13 protein-coding genes are annotated in these 14,710 nt (G+C 73.0%); 7 read left to right on the forward strand and 6 right to left on the reverse strand.

The window, feature by feature from the left end:
* Positions 1-96 precede the first annotated feature (96 nt).
* Both OG927_RS09595 and OG927_RS09600 read right to left on the reverse strand, forming a co-directional pair.
* A complete protein-coding gene (locus OG927_RS09595; protein WP_124282524.1) occupies positions 97-960 on the reverse strand; it encodes a shikimate dehydrogenase in 864 nt (287 codons plus the stop codon).
* Complete coding sequence (locus tag OG927_RS09600; protein ID WP_056784817.1) at positions 957-1,154, reverse strand: hypothetical protein; 198 nt, start codon at positions 1,152-1,154, stop codon at positions 957-959. The genes OG927_RS09595 and OG927_RS09600 overlap by 4 nt, the downstream gene beginning before the upstream one ends.
* Before the next feature lie 206 nt (positions 1,155-1,360).
* Here OG927_RS09600 and OG927_RS09605 point away from each other — a divergent pair, with 206 nt between their 5' ends.
* The 3 genes from OG927_RS09605 to OG927_RS09615 all read left to right on the forward strand — a co-directional run bounded on the left by OG927_RS09605 (position 1,361) and on the right by OG927_RS09615 (position 4,654).
* Complete coding sequence (locus tag OG927_RS09605) at positions 1,361-2,023, forward strand: TetR/AcrR family transcriptional regulator (RefSeq protein WP_056784820.1); 663 nt, start codon at positions 1,361-1,363, stop codon at positions 2,021-2,023.
* 237 nt (positions 2,024-2,260) lie between these two features.
* Entirely contained in the window at positions 2,261-3,622 is a 1,362-nt protein-coding gene (locus tag OG927_RS09610; protein WP_330319982.1) for an MFS transporter, read from the forward strand.
* Between the two features lie 69 nt (positions 3,623-3,691).
* On the forward strand, positions 3,692-4,654 hold the full coding sequence (locus OG927_RS09615) for an AEC family transporter (protein WP_408058054.1): 963 nt from the start codon (positions 3,692-3,694) through the stop codon (positions 4,652-4,654).
* Between the two features lie 122 nt (positions 4,655-4,776).
* Here the strand turns inward: OG927_RS09615 and OG927_RS09620 are convergent, their stop codons facing one another.
* A complete protein-coding gene (locus OG927_RS09620) occupies positions 4,777-6,858 on the reverse strand; it encodes a bifunctional glycosyltransferase 87/phosphatase PAP2 family protein (RefSeq protein ID WP_124282519.1) in 2,082 nt (693 codons plus the stop codon).
* 255 nt (positions 6,859-7,113) lie between these two features.
* Positions 7,114-8,220 (reverse strand): serpin family protein, encoded by a 1,107-nt coding sequence (locus OG927_RS09625; RefSeq protein WP_330319984.1) that lies wholly within the window; start codon positions 8,218-8,220, stop codon positions 7,114-7,116.
* 59 nt (positions 8,221-8,279) lie between these two features.
* Here OG927_RS09625 and OG927_RS09630 point away from each other — a divergent pair, with 59 nt between their 5' ends.
* Positions 8,280-8,756, forward strand: coding sequence for a GNAT family N-acetyltransferase (locus tag OG927_RS09630; RefSeq protein WP_056784838.1), 477 nt, complete (start codon positions 8,280-8,282; stop codon positions 8,754-8,756).
* 43 nt (positions 8,757-8,799) lie between these two features.
* On the opposite strand, the gene OG927_RS09635 is transcribed toward OG927_RS09630, so the two are convergent.
* Positions 8,800-10,842: an MDR family MFS transporter gene (locus tag OG927_RS09635; protein ID WP_056784842.1), complete on the reverse strand. Its 2,043-nt coding sequence runs from the start codon at positions 10,840-10,842 to the stop codon at positions 8,800-8,802.
* A 138-nt stretch (positions 10,843-10,980) separates the two neighbouring features.
* On the opposite strand from OG927_RS09635, the gene OG927_RS09640 reads away from it, so the two are divergent.
* On the forward strand, positions 10,981-11,994 hold the full coding sequence (locus OG927_RS09640) for a peptidoglycan-binding domain-containing protein (protein WP_056784845.1): 1,014 nt from the start codon (positions 10,981-10,983) through the stop codon (positions 11,992-11,994).
* 210 nt (positions 11,995-12,204) lie between these two features.
* Positions 12,205-12,867: an HAD-IA family hydrolase gene (locus tag OG927_RS09645; protein WP_124282517.1), complete on the forward strand. Its 663-nt coding sequence runs from the start codon at positions 12,205-12,207 to the stop codon at positions 12,865-12,867.
* Between the two features lie 34 nt (positions 12,868-12,901).
* On the opposite strand, the gene OG927_RS09650 is transcribed toward OG927_RS09645, so the two are convergent.
* Positions 12,902-13,636, reverse strand: coding sequence for an ABC transporter permease (locus OG927_RS09650; RefSeq protein WP_056784852.1), 735 nt, complete (start codon positions 13,634-13,636; stop codon positions 12,902-12,904).
* Between the two features lie 316 nt (positions 13,637-13,952).
* Between OG927_RS09650 and OG927_RS09655 the strand changes: the two genes are divergently transcribed.
* Positions 13,953-14,597: an HNH endonuclease family protein gene (locus OG927_RS09655; protein WP_056784855.1), complete on the forward strand. Its 645-nt coding sequence runs from the start codon at positions 13,953-13,955 to the stop codon at positions 14,595-14,597.
* Positions 14,598-14,710 lie beyond the last annotated feature (113 nt).

Consider the following 14,710-nt stretch of genomic DNA (forward strand, 5'->3'; position numbering starts at 1 on the left):
TCGGCCCTCCTGGGGGCTTCGGCGGGCGGCTTCGGTGAGGGGCTTCCGTGGGCGCCTCGGAGCGGGCGGCTCCCGTCGGAGGGGAGGCGGACGGCTTCAGCGGGTGGACGTGAGATCGGCGATGTCGGCGAGCATGCGCGCGGTGTCGGGTTCACGGCCGGTGAAGAGCCGGAAGGAGTCGGCGGCCTGGTAGGCGGCCATGCCGCCGCCGTCCAGGGTGGGGCAGCCGAGCGCGCGGGCGGTGCGCACGAGGGCGGTCTCCAGGGGCCGGTAGACGACTTCGGCGACCCACTGCGCGGGGTGCAACAGCTCGGCCGGAAGCGGCAGTCCGGGGTGGGCGGCCATCCCGACCGGGGTCGCGTTGACGAGGCCGTCGGCGCCGGCCGTCCGCGCGGCGATGTCGAGGAGGTCGGCGGCGGCGGCCCGCCCCGGGCCGAAGTGCCGGTTCAGGGAGTCCACGAGGCCGGCCGCACGCTCGGGCACGGCGTCCAGCACGGTGAGCCGTGCCGCGCCGAGGGCGAGCAGCGCGTGGGCGACGGCCGCGCCCGCCCCGCCGGCGCCCAGCTGCACGACCCGCTCCAGGGGCGCGTCGGGCAGGCCGCGGGCGAAGGAGGCGGCGAAGCCCGTGGCGTCGGTGTTGTGGCCGATCGCCCGACTGCCGTCGAAGACGACGGTGTTGACGGCGCCGAGCGCCTCCGCCTGCGGGGAGAGCGCGTCGAGGTGGGCGAGGACCTGCTGTTTGCACGGGTGGGTGACGTTGAGCCCGTCGTATCCCATGTCACGGGCCGCACGGACGAGTTCACCGGTCCGCTCCGGCGGGACACCGAGCGTGCCGATGTCGATGAGGCGGTAGAGGTAGCGCAGGCCCTGCCGGTCCGCCTCCCGTTCGTGGAGCGCGGGGCTGAGCGAGGGGCCGATGCCGGAACCGATGAGGCCGACGAGGTACGAGTCCGGACTCAACGGTTCTCCTCCGGGAGCTGGGCGAGGTGGGTGAGGGCCATGGCGCAGCCGTGGGAGCCGGCACCGCAGATGACGGCGTCGGCGAGGGTGCCCCTGCCGTACACCGTGGGCTCGCGCAGGCCGAGCGGTCCGGGATCGGGCCCGTTCAGCACGAGGACCGGGGCGCCCCGGGGGGTGTGGGCGTGGTTCGGCATCGCTCACTTTCCGTTAATGTACGGACTGGTTAGTTAGTCATACCGACAGTCATACCCAAAGGCAGCCGTCCTGGGAAGACCCCGGCCGGCACCGGACCCGCGACCCGGCCCCTCGGGCCCGGTCCCGGACGTGGCCCGCATCGGCCGCCCGGGGCCCCGGCTCCTAGAATCGCGAGCACGCGACCGTCTGCCCGTGAAGGATCCGGATGACCAGCACCGAAGGCCCCGCGCAGCCCGCCGGGCGCACCCGCGACGCGGCACGCACGCGGGCCGAGATCCTCGCCGTGGCGACGCGGGAGTTCGCCCGCCTCGGTTACGCGGGAGCCCGGGTCGACGAGATCGCCGCCCGCACCCGCACCACCAAGCGGATGATCTACTACTACTTCGGCGGCAAGGAGCAGCTCTTCACCGCGGTACTGGAGCGGGCGTACTCCCGGATCCGGGAGGCGGAACAACTGCTGGACGTCGAGCACCTGGACCCCGTGGCCGCGGTGCGGCGGCTGGCAGAGCTGACCTTCGACCACCACGAGGCCCATCCGGACTTCATCCGCCTGGTCAGCATCGAGAACATCCACGAGGCCGAACACATCGCGGCCTCGGCCGAGTTGAGCCGTATCAGCTCACCCGCGATCAATGTACTCACGCGCATCCTCGACACCGGGCGGGAGTCGGGGCTGTTCACGGCGGACGTGGACGCCGTGGACCTGCACGCGATGATCAGCTCCTTCTGCTTCTTCCGGATCGCCAACCGGCACACCTTCGGCGCGCTGTTCGGCCGCGACCTGGTCGCCGCCGGACAGCGGGAGCACTACCGCACGATGCTGGGCGACATGATCATCGCCTACCTGACGGCCGACCGGGCGGCCTGAGCCTCCGGACGGGGGCGTCCGACGGTCCGACGGCCGGGCGGTGCGGTCCGACAGCCGGGCGGTCCGGCGACGGCCGGGCGGTCAACCGGCGGCACACCGGGGTTTCTGCGCGAACCCTTGACACGGGCGCCTTCTCCTCGCAGCATCCGTAGCCACCCGCAACTAACTAACCAGTGCGTTAATTAGCGCCCCGGGCCGCTCGCCTCCCCGCACGGAACGTCCCCGAAGGAGTACGACGTGACCGTTCACGACCCTGCCGCCGGGCCCCCGCCGCCGCAGGCCCAGCCCCGCAAGGCCGCACTCGCCGCCTGGATCGGCAGCGCGCTGGAGTACTACGACTTCTTCATCTACGGCAGCGCGGCGGCGCTGATCTTCCCGAAGGTCTTCTTCGACGAGTCCGACCCGGCGAACGCGACCCTGCTGTCCCTCGCCACCTTCGGTGTCGCCTACGCGGCCCGGCCCATCGGCGCGCTCTTCCTCGGCCACGTCGGGGACCGGCTCGGCCGCAAGAAGATCATGGTCTTCACCCTGATGCTGATGGGCGTCTCGACGTTCCTCATCGGCTGTCTGCCCACCCGGGAGCAGATCGGCGGTGCCGCACCCGTGCTGCTCGTCCTGCTGCGCGTGCTGCAGGGCATCTCCGCTGCGGGTGAGCAGGCCAGCGCCAACTCGATGAGCCTGGAACACGCCCCGCAGCACCGGCGGGGCTACTTCACCAGCTTCACCATCAACGGGACCCAGGCCGGCCAGCTGATCGCCACCCTGGCCTTCATCCCGGTCGCCGCCCTCCCCGAGGAGCAGCTCCTCTCCTGGGGCTGGCGCATCCCGTTCTGGCTGAGCGTCGCCGTCGCCGTGACCGGGTACGTCATCCGGCGCACCCTGGAGGAGACTCCCGTCTTCACGAAGCAGGCGGCGACCGGGGGCGTGGCGAAGATGCCGCTGGCCGTGCTGTTCCGCGACCACTGGGCCGATGTGCTGCGGGTCGTCGCCGCCGCCGTGATCGCCACGGTCAGCACGATCTTCACCGTCTGGGCGCTGGCGTACGCGACGAGCGACGCCGTGGGCATGAGCCGTACCGGCATGCTGTGGGTCGGCGCGCTCGCCAATCTGGTCGCCCTGTTCACCATTCCCCTGTGGGCCCGGCTCTCCGACCGAATCGGACGCCGGCCGGTGTTCCTGATGGGCGCCGTCGGCAGCGCGGTGGTGATGCCGCTCTACCTGTGGGCCATCTCGACCGGCAGCTATCCCCTGGTCCTGGGCCTCGGGATACTCGTGTTCGGCGTCGTCTACAGCGCCGCCAACGGCGTCTGGCCCTCGTTCTACGGAGAGATGTTCCCGACCAGGGTCAGGCTCTCGGGCATGGCGATCGGCACCCAGACCGGCTTCGCCATCGCCGGTTTCGCGGTGGCCTTCGCCTCGCAGATCGCCGGCCCCGACGGGGACGACTGGGCCGGGGTCGCGCTCTTCGCGGCGGCGCTCTGCCTGCCGCCGGTCGTCGCGGCGTTCACGGCACGCGAGACGGCGCACGTGGAGACGGAGCACCTCGGGGAGCGGAGCGGGAAGGTGGACTCCGGGACCGGGGCCCCGCTCGGAGTCTGATCCCGGCCGGGTGCGCCCGCATCGCTTCGGCCCGGCCCTCCTGCCGGGCCGCCGGACGCCCCGGGGATCATGAGGCACATGAACGCCCTGCTCTCCGGCTTCGCCCCCGTCTGGACGCTGACCGCCATCGGTTACGCGGCCGGGCGGGGGCGGCTGCTCGGGGAGCGGGCGGAGGAGGTGCTCGGCCGGTTCGTCTTCCATGTGGCCATGCCCGCCGCCCTGTTCATGATGGTGTCGCGCGCCGATCTGGGCTCGTTCGTGAACGCGTCGCTGACCGTGTTCGGCGCGGGATCGGTCCTCGTATCGGCCCTCGGTCTGCTACTGGTCCGGCGCTTCTTCGGCCGCAAGACGGCCGACGGGGCGATCGGCGGCATGGCGTCGGGGTACGTGAACTCCGCCAACCTCGGCATCCCGGTGGCCGTCCAGGTGCTGGGCGACGCGTCGTTCATCGCCCAGGTCATCCTGTTCCAGGTGCTGTTGATGTCCCCGGTGGTCCTGATCCTGCTGGACTCCGGCACGGACCGGGGCCGCACCCACTGGCGGGCGGGGCTGCGCCGCATGCTGACCATGCCGGTCCGCAATCCCGTCATCGTGGCGTCCCTCCTCGGCGTGGCCGTGTCGGCGACCGGGCTGCGGCTGCCCGGAGCGCTGGCCCGCAGCGGCGACCTGCTCGGTGCCGCCGCCGTACCCGCGGCCCTGATCACGCTCGGCCTCTCGCTGCACCGCCGGCCGGACCCCGCGGACCCGGTCGCCGCGCCCGGAGGCCGGGCGGAGGTGGCCGTGGTGGTGGCCCTCAAGACGCTCGTCCAGCCCGTGGTCGCCCTCGTCCTCGGCGGCCCGCTGCTCATGGACCTGCCCGGCGACCAGCTCCTCGCGGTGGTGCTGTGCTCCGCGCTGCCGACCGCCCAGAACGCGTTCGTCTACGCCCGTGAGTACGGCCTGGACACCACACTCGCCCGCCATGCCGTGGTGGCGTCGACGCTCGTGTCGATGTGCACGCTGTCCTTGGCCGCGCACGCACTGTCTTCCTAGGCCGTCCGAGTGGCGGACCCGCGGTCGCGGGCGGATGCCGACCGGACACGGCGATCCGGGCCGATGGGGCTGCCGGGACGGCTCCCACCGTCCCGGCACCCCCTTCGGCCCCGTGTGCGGGTCTACCGCTTGCCGGCCGCGGGTCCGGACACCAGCACCGGGTCGCCGCCGTCCTCGTCCGCCGTGCGTCCGGGCGGTGGTTCCGCCGTGTCGCCGGTCCGGGGCAGCAGCCTCCGCGGCCCGGCCAGCACATGGGTGAGACCGAAGCCCAGGGCGACGACCACCGCACCGCCGACCGCGTCCAGCACCCAGTGGTTGCCCGTGGCGATGATGGCGGAGACGGTGAACAGCGGGTGCAGCAGGCCGAGGGCCTTCATCCACGTCCTCGGCGCGAGCAGCACGATCACCACGCCGCACCACAGCGACCAGCCGAAGTGCAGCGACGGCATGGCCGCGTACTGGTTGGTCATCGCGGTCAGGGCCCCGAAGTCGGGGCTCGAGAGGTCCTGCACCCCGTGGACCGTGTCGATGAAGCCGAGGCCCGGCATCAGGCGCGGCGGGGCCAGCGGGTAGAGCCAGAATCCGACCAGGGCCAGGACCGTGGCGAAGCCGATGGAACTGCGGGCCCAGCGGTAGTCCGGGGGCCGGCGCACGTACAGCACACCGAGGATCGCGAGCGGCACGATGAAGTGGAACGTCGAGTAGTAGTAGTCGAAGAAGTCCCGCAGCCAGGTGATGTCCACGACCGCGTGGTTGACCCGGTGCTCGATGTCGATGCGCAGCCACTGCTCGATGGAGTGGATCTGCCGGCCGTGCTCCTCAGCGGTGGCACGGCCCGCGGTCGCCGCCAGCCGGACCTGTGCGTACGCGGAGTAGACGACCCGGATCAGCAGGAGTTCCAGCAGCAGGTTGGGGCGGCCGAGCACCCGTCTCCAGAAGGGCACCAGCGGCACCCGGGCGAAGCGGGACGGGACCGGCCGGGCGTGGTCCGTGGGTACGGGCCGCTGCCAGTGGGGCGACGTACGGGACAGGAACGGCACCGCGCAGGCCGCACCGAGGGCCGCGACGAGCAGCATGTTGTCGCGTACGGGAAGGAGCACCCCGACGTTCGGGAGCAGCATCTTGCCCGGCAGGGTGACGACCAGCACCACGACGGCCGGCCACACCAGCCGGTCCGAGGCCCTGGTACCGACCCGGCCGACGGCGGCGAGCAGCACCCAGAGGAGCTGGTGCTGCCAGGCGGCGGGCGAGACGGCGACGGCCACGCAGCCGGTGACGGCCACCGCGAGGAGGAGCTGCCCGTCCCGCGCGTAGCGGGCCGCGCGCCGCAGTCCGACGACGGTGACGGCTGCGGCCAGCACCAGGAACAGCGCGATCTCCAGCGGGCCTTCGAACCCGAGGCGGAGCAGCGCACCGTGCAGGGACTGGTTGGCCAGGCTGTCCGGTCGTTCGCCGAGTCCGGCGCCGGCGAGGTGGCGGAGCCAGTACGTCCACGAGTCCTGCGGCATCGCCGCCCAGGCCAGCGCGGTGCAGACGGCGAAGGCCGCGCCACCGGCCGCCCCGGCCCGGCGCCGGCCGGTGAGCCAGAACAGGACGGCGAAGAGCAGGACGGTGGGCTGCAGGGCGGCGGCGACGCCGGTCAGGACGCCGGGGAGCCGTTCACCACGTGCCACGAACCAGGCGAGGACCACCAGCAGGACGGGCAGGATGCTGGTCTGGCCCAGGTACAGGGTGTTGCGTACGGGCAGCGACACCATGAGCAGGGTGAGGGCGACCGGGGCCGCGAGGATCGCGGTGCGGCGGCCGACGGGACCGGGCAGGGCGCGGGCCGCGACGAGGCCGAGGGCCACGACGAGCAGCAGCGAACCGAAGGTCCAGGCGACGCCGAGGGCCTGTTCGGCCGAGGCGGTCAGGGGCTTCAGCACCAGCCCCGCGAACGGCGTGCCGGTGAACCTGCCGGGGTCGTAGAGGGAGCCCGCGGTGTGCAGGACGCCGTCGCCACCCGTCCAGGACGCGAGGTCGGCGAGGCGTTCGCCGGGCTGCTCCCGCAGCACCACCGCCATCTGCCGTACCGCCAGCACGGCGACGACCAGCCACAGGACGACGCGGGCCGCCCCGGCCCTCGTCCCCGGGTCCGCCGCCACGTTCCCCCGCACACTGCGCTCCGCGTCTGCCACGCTGTGCCGACCCTCCCACCGTTCCATGCACTGTCCCCTCGGCCCGGGTTTGTGCGGATGAAGCCTCGCATTGCCCTATGAGGTAGACACAATCAACCCCCTCTTAGCCTGACTGTCACCACGCTTCTGCCCGAAGAACGCTCGGAGCGTGGACGCCGCGCCCGCCCGCCGGCCGGAATCCGGCCACTCGTCCGATCACCTGTCCGGCCGCGGGAGCGCGGACCTCCGGCGGAGACGGCCGTACGGCGCGGGAACGGCCCGAGCCGCTGCCACCGCCCGACGTCAGCCCTCGTACGCGGGGGTGCCGGCCTGCCAGCCCGCGAAGAGGGGGACGTCCGAGGCTCCGTCCAGGACGACGACCCCGAAGGGGCGGTCGAACGCGATGTGCCGCACCACCCGAGGGCGGGGGGCCGCCCTCGCCCGCATCGCCACGACCGTGACCGCCGCGGCCTCCACCCCTTCCTCGGCGATCTTCAGCACGGTCTCCTGCACCACGTCGGAGATGTACAGGGGCAGGGGCGAGAGTCCCGAGAAGTCCGCACCGGCCGCACGGGTCGCGAGCCGCACACCGAGCGCGGGCAGTTGCCCCGTGACGTGGACCTTCGTGCGGAGGGTGAAACGCGGGACCCCGACGGTCACCCGGTCCGCGGCCGTCGGGGTGCGCTCCGCGGAAGGCGCCCACGCCGCGGGCAGCACCTGCGCGGGCCCGGCACCCGGCTCCCCCAGGACGAGCCTGATCCGCGCCGGGGCGGAGCCGTCGGCCTCCGTGCGGCAGCGCAGCTCCACGACGTCCGCGCCCGCCGCCGTCCAGGCGTCCCGCACCGGCACCGGGGCGTGCATCGTGGCCACCGGGCGGGTCGTGCCCGCCGCGTCGGTGAACGGCACCTCGTGGGTGCGGTCCGCGTCGAACCGGGTCTCCCACAGCGCCTTCAGCGCCAGTGCGTTGACCAGCGCCAGTGCCACGTCACCGTCCAGGTCCAGCGGCAGCCGCTCGATCAGGCCGCCGGTCCACTCGCACACCCAGGCGTCGATCCCGTCCGCGTCCACCGGCCCGAAAGCGATGTCGGGCAGCGACTGCTCGTATGCGGGCAGGACGGGCACCCGGGCCCACACCCGGGTCGCCACGTGCAGCGCCCCGGTCCGCCCCCAGTCCCGGGCCGCTCCCGTCACGACGGCAGCGGCCTCCCGGTCCGCCACTCCCAGCAGAGCCCGCAGTTCGCCGGCCGTCTCCCCGCGGGCTCCGGCCGCGACGGCGGCCAGGGCCAGCCAGAGCCCGGCGGGCGAGCACACGAAGCTTTCGCCACCGGGGCTCGCCAGCTCCCGTATCCACTGCTCGCCGAGCCGCCGGACCGCTGCGTCCCGGGTCGCCGGGCTCGTGTCCCGCACCATCCCTGCTCCCTACACACCATTGGTTCGTCATCCGGTCGTACCGGAGCCAGAATGACCCAATGACGTGGACCGTGGCCCCCGAACGCTTCGACACCCCCGACGCGGCGCTGCTGCGGCGGGACTACTACGACGAGGTGGCGAGCCGCTACTGGGGACGTCCGGCGACCTCCGAGGAGATCGACGAGGGGCTCGCCGACGACGGCGTCGAACGCCTCGCGCCGCCCACCGGGGAGTTCCTCGTGGGCCGTCACGCGCACGAGCCGGCGAGCTGCACGGGACTCGTGGTGGTGGACCCGCACACCGCGGAGCTGACCCGGGTGTTCGTGCGCCCGGCGTTCCGCGGCACGGGCGGCGGCGGGCTGATGCTCGCGGCCGCCGAGCGCGCGGCGCGGTCCCTCGGGGTGCGGCGGATCCGGCTGGACACCCGCGACGACCTGGTGGAGGCGCGGGCGCTCTACACCAAGCACGGGTACAGGGAGGTCCCCGCGTTCAACCAGGGGCCGTACGCGGAACACTGGTTCGCCAAGGAGCTGTGACCCCTCGGGGCGCGGGCCCTCCGGGGACGGAGCGCCCGCGCCCTCAGGCCGAGTGGTCCCGGGGCGGTTCGGGTGTGTGCGGGCGTTCCTTGCTCGACCCGCTCACCTCCGCGGTCAGTTCCGTGACGAGGCGGACCAGGTCGGTCGGGCGCTCGGGGCCCCACCAGTCGCCCAGCATCTCGGCCAGGGACTCCTCGCGGGCCTGCGACAGCCGGACCACGGCCTCGGCGCCCCGGTCGGTGAGCACCAGCCCCAGGCCCTCCCGGCGGGCCAGGCCGCGCTCCTCCACCTGCCGGGACGCCTCGGTGATCACCTTCAGCGGCACGGGGGCGACGTCGGCGAGCCGGGAGGGTTCGACGGTGCCGTGCCGTTTGATCCGCAGCAGCAGCCAGCTGGCGGCGGGCAGCAGGTCGTACCCGGCCCGGGCGGTGATCTCCACGTAGATCTCCCGGCGCCCCTCACGGGTGGCCAGCACCGACAGGGCGCGGGCGCACTCGTCGTACGAGGAGCGCTGCACCGGGTTCGACGCCAGGGTCTCGCTGGAGTCGGGGGCCGTCACCGAACCCCTGAGGGGGTCCTCCTTGAGGAACCAGGCGAAGACGAAGGCGATCACGACGACGGGGGCTGCGTAGAGGAAGACATCGGTGATCGATGTCGAGTAGGCACTGAGCACCGAGGGGCGCAGATCCGCGGGGAGGCGGCCGATGGCCCGGGGGTCGGCGGCGAGGGCCTCGGCGTCGACCCCGGGCGGCAGGGAGCGGCCGGCGAGCGCCTCGCCGAGTTTGCCGGTGAGCCGGTTGGTGAAGATGGTGCCGAAGACGGCCACGCCGAAGGAGGCGCCGATGGACCGGAAGAACGTCGCTCCGGACGTGGCGACACCGAGGTCCTCGTAGCTGACGGAGTTCTGGGCGACCAGCACCAGCACCTGCATCACCAGGCCGAGTCCGGCGCCGAAGACGAAGAAGCAGAGGCTCATCTGCAGGGTGGAGCTGTTCTCCGTCAGCCGGTGCAGCAGCAGCAGGCCGATCGCGGTGAGGGCCGTGCCCACGACCGGGAAGATCTTCCAGCGGCCCGTGCGGCTGACGATCTGCCCGGAGCCGGTCGAGGTGAGGAGCATGCCGAACACCATCGGCAGCATGTGCACACCGGACAGGGTCGGCGTGATGCCGTGGACCACCTGGAGGAAGGTCGGCAGATAGGTCATCGCACCGAACATCGCGAACCCGATGATGAAACTGATGACGGCGACGAGGCTGAACGTCCTGATGTGGAACAGCTTGAGCGGCAGCACGGGTTCCGCGGCCCGGCGCTCGGTGTGGACGAACGCCACGAGGAGCACCACGGCGAGGACCGCCAGACCGATGATCTGTACGGAGTCCCAGGCCCAGGTGGTGCCCCCCAGGGAGGCCACGAGGACCAGGCAGGTGGCGACGGCGGCGATGAGGAAGGTGCCCAGGTAGTCGATGGTGTGCTTGGTGCGCCGCACCGGGATGTGCAGGACGGCGGCGATGACGAGCAGGGCGACGACGCCGATCGGGAGATTGATGTAGAAGACCCAGCGCCAGCTGAGGTGCTCGGTGAAGAACCCGCCGAGGAGCGGTCCCAGGACACTGGTCACCCCGAATACCGCACCGAACAGGCCCTGGTACTTGCCTCGTTCGCGCGGGGTGACGATGTCTCCGACGATGGCCATGGACAGGACCATCAGCCCGCCGCCGCCGAGCCCCTGCAGCGCGCGGAAGCCGATCAGCTGCGGCATGTTCTGGGCCACGCCGCAGAGGGCCGAACCGATGAGGAAGATGACGATGGCCGTCTGGAAGAGCTTCTTCCTGCCGTACTGGTCGCCGAGCTTGCCCCAGAGGGGGGTCGCCGCCGTCGCCGCCAGCATGTAGGCGGTGACCACCCACGACAGGTGGTCGAGGCCACCCAGCTCGCTGACGATGGTCGGCAGGGCGGTGGAGACGATCGTCTGATCGAGTGCGGCGAGCAGCATGCCGAGGAGCAGTGCGCCGATGGCCACCAGGACGCCCCGCCGGGACCTGCCCTCACCGGGTGCAAGGGGCTGCGGGCTCAGCTGCTGGGCCATGAACATCTCCTCGGGTCCGCTTCCACCCCATCCTGGCCGCTGTGCCCCGTTATGGCCTGCCGAGCAGCGGTGCGGGCGTTGGGCTTCCCGGCGGCGGCCTGCATAATCGCAGCAGTTCAAAGGGGAGGGGAACCCACGATGACCGGACATATATGCCCGGAGTGCGGTGGCGAGCAGGGCACGAGACCGGGGGCGGATGCGCACCCCGGGAGCTCGGGGCCCACATGCGCCTGCGGTGCCGCCCGTACGGCCCGGCAGCAGGGCGAGGACCACCGGGCCGCGCGCTCCGCGGAGATGGCCGCGGCCGAGGACTTCGACCCGTTGCGGATCCGGCCGTACGTGACACTGTCGGGCGACGACACGCCGGCGCACACCGCACCCGCCGCGGACACGACGATGCCGCTCTTCCTGGGCGGCGTGGCCGGCGGCGGCACGGCGGGCGGCCCCGCGGGCCCGCCGCCGGACTCCGACGCGGCGGACGAGACACATCGGCGTACCGCCGCGGCCTACGCGGGAGGCGGCCCCGAGCCCGTCCAGCCGCGACGCCGACGGCCGTTCGCCGCCCTGGCCGTGGGGGCGGCCGTGGTCGCGGTGGTGGGGACGGCCGCCTTCGCCGGCGGCCTGTTCGACCGGGACGAGAGACGGGAGGAGGCCATGCCCGAGATCGCGTCGAGCATTCCGGACGCGAGCGACGGGCCGGCCGACTCCGTGTCGGAGTCGCCGTCGGCCTCCGCGTCGCCGTCGCCCTCCCGGTCTGCCTCGGCGTCACCGTCCGCCTCGGAGAGCCCGTCGGCCTCCGCCTCGGAGAGCCCGTCGGCGTCCCCCTCCGCCACCACCGCCGACACGACCCCGTCGCCCTCGGCGTCGGCCCCGGAGGCCCCGAGCGCGTCGGCGGCTCCGCCCGCGCAGATCGCCGGACCCACGCTGCGGCGCGGCGACCGGGGCCCGGAGGTCGCCGAGCTCCAGCGCCGACTGCAGGAGATCTGGGTCTACCGGGAGGACGACGACGGCAGCTACTCGGACCGGGTGGAGCGGGCCGTGCGCGACTTCCAGGGCTGGGTGTCCGTCCAGAACGACCCGCCGGGCGTGTACGGGCCGGAGACCCGCAGCGCGCTGGAGGCGCGGACCACCGGCGAGGGGCGGAACCACTGACACCACGGGTGTCCGGGGGCTCGCCCGGGGTCGGTCCGGGCTCCCGCGGGGGCGGCCCGGGCTGCGGGATTGGCGTTCCGGCGACGGTTTTTGTATCGTGATGGAACAAAGTAGCCTCCGCCCGTTTTCCCTGACCGGCGGGCGGGGCTGCTTGTTCTCCTGGACAGCGCGTACGCGCTGTCCGCTGTTCCCCCGTTCTGGAGCCTGCCGATGTCGGCCACCGTCCTCGAAGCCCGCGCCCTCCTTCTGGACATGGACGGCACCCTGGTCAACTCCGACGCGGTGGTGGAGCGCTGCTGGCGCCGCTGGGCGCTCGCCCAGGGCCTCGACCCCGAGGCGGCGCTCAAGGTGGTCCACGGACGCCAGGGGTACGCCACGATGGCCGCCCTGCTGCCGGACCGCCCCATGGAGCAGAACTACGCGGAGAACCGGATCATGCTCGCCGAGGAGACCGCCGACATCGACGGCGTGGTGCCCATCGCGGGTGCCGCCGCGTTCATGGCGTCCCTCGCCGCCCTCCCGCACGCGCTGGTGACCTCGGCCGACGAGGCGCTCGCCCAGGCCCGGATGGGGGCCGCCGCCCTGCCGGTGCCGGAGATCCGGGTGACCGCCGAGCTGGTCGGCGCCAGCAAGCCTGACCCCGAGGGCTTCCTCAAGGGCGCGGCGGAGCTGGGCTTCGACCCGGCGGACTGCATCGTCTTCGAGGACTCCGAGGCCGGCATCGCGGCCGGTCGGGCGGCCGGCATGCGGATCGTGGGCATCGGCCCGCGCGCCGCGGCCCTCTCCCCCGACGCCCACGTCGAGGACCTGACGCAGCTCAGGGTGGAAGCGGCCGGCGACGGCTCGATCCGCCTGCACATCGACGCCCGCTAGCGACGCACCCCCGAAGAGCCCCGCCCGGCCGCCGTCACCTCCGGTGCATCCGCCCCCGGGCCACCAGCTCCAGCACCAGCGCGACGGCCACCGCCTGCACCGCCATCAGCGCCACCAGGACGAACAGCTGCACGGCGCCCGCCTCCACCGGTGAGGCGCCGCCCAGCAGCATGCCCACGAAGGCCCCGGGCAGGGTGACGATCCCCACGGTCCGGGTCTGGTCCAGCCCCGGCAACAGGGCGTCCGAGGCCGCCGGCCGGGCCACCTCCAGCCGGGCGTCCCGGTCGAGCAGGCCGAGCGCCATCCCGGCCTCCACCTCCCCCCGGCGGATCCCGAGCTCGTCCAGGGCCCGCCGCCCGCCGAGCACGGTCGCGGTGAGCGCGCCCCCGATGAGGATCCCCGCGACCGGGATCAGCGCGAGGCCACGCACCTCGACGAGCCCGGTGAGCAGCAGCAGACCCACCACGGGCACGACACCGGCACCGATCGGCAGCACGGCCCACCACCAGGTCCTGTTGGCGGTGATCCGGCGCCCGGCCGTCCACACCGCCACGGCGAACATCAGCGCGACGAAGCCGAGCAGCGGCCCCAGCGAGTGCACCACCCAGCCGATGAGCAGGGACACGGCGCCCAGTTGCAGGGCGGCCCGCAGACCGGCGACGAGGATCTCGCGCGCGCGGCCGAGCGAAGCCCCCGCGGCGACGGCGGCGGCGAACACCAGAAGGACGGCGAGCACGACGCCGAGCGCGGGGGTGACCGGAAGCAGCACGCGGCCACGATAGGTCCGCCGAGCCGCGCCGGAGCCCTGGGCGTCCACCGTCCGGACACCCGGTGGCGCCCCGGCCGCCGAGCCGTCACACCGTCACGAACCCCCCCTATACACCCTCTTGCACCTGCGACCGTCCACGCCTCGCCGTCGAACAGATTTCGGACGGGACGTCAGACCTACTTCCCTACCTCTTGATGTGACGTGCGCATGTCGCCACTCTGTTACCTGGCGACCATCCCGCAGAAACCCGGCGCCGCCACGATGGCCTGGCCCACAGGCCGTCCGCCCAAGGTCCCCCCACATCAAGGGAGTTCGCATGTCAGGTATCTACGCGCGTCGCATAGCCGTCGTCGCGGCCTCCGCCGCACTCGCCGCCACCACCGGGCTGCTCACCGCCCCGACCGCCCAGGCCGCGATGCCCACCCCGGTCAGCGCCGCGACCGCCCGCACCTACCTCGGCCAGCTCACCGTCTCGGCGGAGGGTTCGTCCACCGGCTACAGCCGCGACAAGTTCCCGCACTGGATCACCCAGTCGGGCGCCTGCAACACCCGCGAAGTGGTCCTGAAGCGCGACGGCACCAACGTCGTCCAGGACTCCGCCTGCGCCGCGACCAGCGGCAGTTGGTACTCGCAGTACGACGGCGCCACCTGGAGCGCCGCCTCCGACGTGGACATCGACCACATGGTGCCGCTCGCCGAGGCCTGGCGCTCCGGCGCGAGCAGCTGGACCACGGCACAGCGCCAGTCCTTCGCCAACGACCTGACCCGGCCCCAGCTCATCGCGGTCACGGACAACGTCAACCAGTCCAAGAGCGACCAGGACCCGGGCGAGTGGCTGCCGCCGCGCACGGCCTACCGCTGCACGTACGCGCGCGCCTGGGTGCACGTGAAGCACTACTACGGCATGACGGTGGACTCGACCGAGAAGAGCGCGCTCCAGTCCGTGCTGAACGGCTGCTGACCCACCTCGCGCCTCCGGCCGCCGGACACCCTGACCACGGCCGGAACCAACCCGCCCTCCTCCGTCGTTCCGTACCCTACGGAGCCATCGGTCACGGCGACGCGAGGAGGGCA

This window comes from Streptomyces clavifer (assembly GCF_036345975.1).
GTDB classification, from domain to species: domain Bacteria; phylum Actinomycetota; class Actinomycetes; order Streptomycetales; family Streptomycetaceae; genus Streptomyces; species Streptomyces clavifer.